Origin of the sequence: Paraburkholderia humisilvae, assembly GCF_902859855.1 — a bacterium.
Lineage (GTDB): Bacteria > Pseudomonadota > Gammaproteobacteria > Burkholderiales > Burkholderiaceae > Paraburkholderia > Paraburkholderia humisilvae.
The window spans coordinates 1-861 of record NZ_CADIKH010000412.1 but is presented as its reverse complement, the minus strand read 5'-3'; the positions used below and the strand labels follow the sequence as shown (position 1 = coordinate 861).

At 64.2% G+C, this 861-nt stretch carries 2 pseudogenes; both read right to left on the bottom strand.

The window, feature by feature from the left end:
• Positions 1–138: pseudogene (locus HV796_RS45295) on the bottom strand (DUF934 domain-containing protein); the annotation flags it as partial.
• A gap of 45 nt (positions 139–183) precedes the next feature.
• Positions 184–861, bottom strand: a pseudogene (locus tag HV796_RS42830) (nitrite/sulfite reductase); the annotation flags it as partial.

The window sequence follows — 861 nt, the reverse complement described above, 5'->3', positions numbered from 1 at the left end:
GCTTTGCCACAACGCGAGCGGCACCAGCACCTTGCCGGCCGGCAACGCGTCCACCGCCGGCAGCGTGCCGTCTTCCGCCGCGCGCACGACCGTCCAGTCATCGTTGACGATCGCGCGGTCCTTGATAATCGAAGCCATCTGCATGTTCCTTACTTTGGCAACTGAGTGTGGCAACTGAGCCGGTTACGCGTGAGCGGGTTGGCGCGATGCGTACACGCGCTCCTTGAACGGCGCGATGCCGATGCGGTTGTACGTGTCGATAAAGCGCTCGCCGTCAGCGCGGTGCTCGACGAACGTATCGATCACTTTCGCGACCACGTCCGGCATTTCCTCCGCGGAGAACGACGGGCCGATCACACGGCCCAGATGGGCGCCGGTCGCGCCGCTGCCCTGCTCGCCGCCGAGCGACACCTGATACCACTCGGCGCCGTCCTTGTCGACGCCCAGCACGCCGATGTTGCCGACGTGATGGTGACCGCACGAATTCATGCAGCCGGAGATATTCAGCGACAGCTCGCCCAGGTCGTAGACGAAATCCATATCGTCGAAGCGCTGCTGGATCGCCTTCGCAATCGGGATCGACTTCGCATTCGCGAGCGAGCAGAAATCGCCGCCCGGGCACGCGATGATATCGGTCAGCAGGCCGACATTCGGTGTCGCAAAACCGTGCGCTTTCGCCTTTTCCCACAGCGCGTACAGGTCGCGCTTTTTCACGTTCGCGAGAATCAGGTTCTGCTCGTGCGACACGCGGATTTCACCCAGCGAGTAGGCGTCGGCGAGATCGGCGACCGCTGCCATCTGCGCATCGGTCGCATCGCCCGGCGCCACGCCGTGCGGCTTCAGCGACAGCGTGACCGCCGC